Source organism: Vibrio sp. 378, from assembly GCF_033339435.1.
The window spans coordinates 1-550 of the sequence record NZ_JAWOUO010001014.1 but is presented as its reverse complement, the minus strand read 5'-3'; the positions used below and the strand labels follow the sequence as shown (position 1 = coordinate 550).

The following is a 550-nucleotide window of genomic DNA, read 5'->3' as shown; positions in this document are numbered from 1 at the left end:
TTTGTGCCTGTACCGACACATCCAACGCTGATGTCGGTTCATCACAAATCAAAAGTCGAGGACGAGTTGCCAGGGCACGCGCAATCGAAATACGCTGACGCTGACCACCAGAGAATTCATGAGGATATTTCACGCCAGCCATGCGACCCAAACCAACATGATCAAGCAAATCATTCACGATTTGACGTGTTTCTGCTTCATTTTTGGTGAGTTTATGGAAACGAATTGGCTCGGCAATAATGTCTGCCACCTTCATACGAGGGTTCATAGACGTGTATGGGTTTTGGAACACCATCTGCATTTGACGTCGCATCGGACGACGCTCTTTTTCCGACTTCATCGCCGTGAGATCGATGCCTTCAAATTTCACTTGGCCAGAGTTTGGCTCATACAAACCAGCAATCACGCGCGCGATGGTCGACTTACCCGAACCTGACTCACCCACCAGACCAAACGTCTCACCTTCGTGCACCTCAAAACTCACATTGTTCGATGCCTGCACGTACTCACGGCGGCTTTCAAACAAAGAGTCCTTAGTCACAAACCTTAG

1 protein-coding gene is annotated in these 550 nt (G+C 48.9%); it reads right to left on the bottom strand.

Features of this window, described 5'->3' with window-relative positions; all coding sequences use genetic code 11:
* Positions 1–550, bottom strand: a 550-nt coding sequence (locus R7Q48_RS30105; protein WP_318134070.1) for a dipeptide/oligopeptide/nickel ABC transporter ATP-binding protein, incomplete at both ends; no start/stop codon positions are given.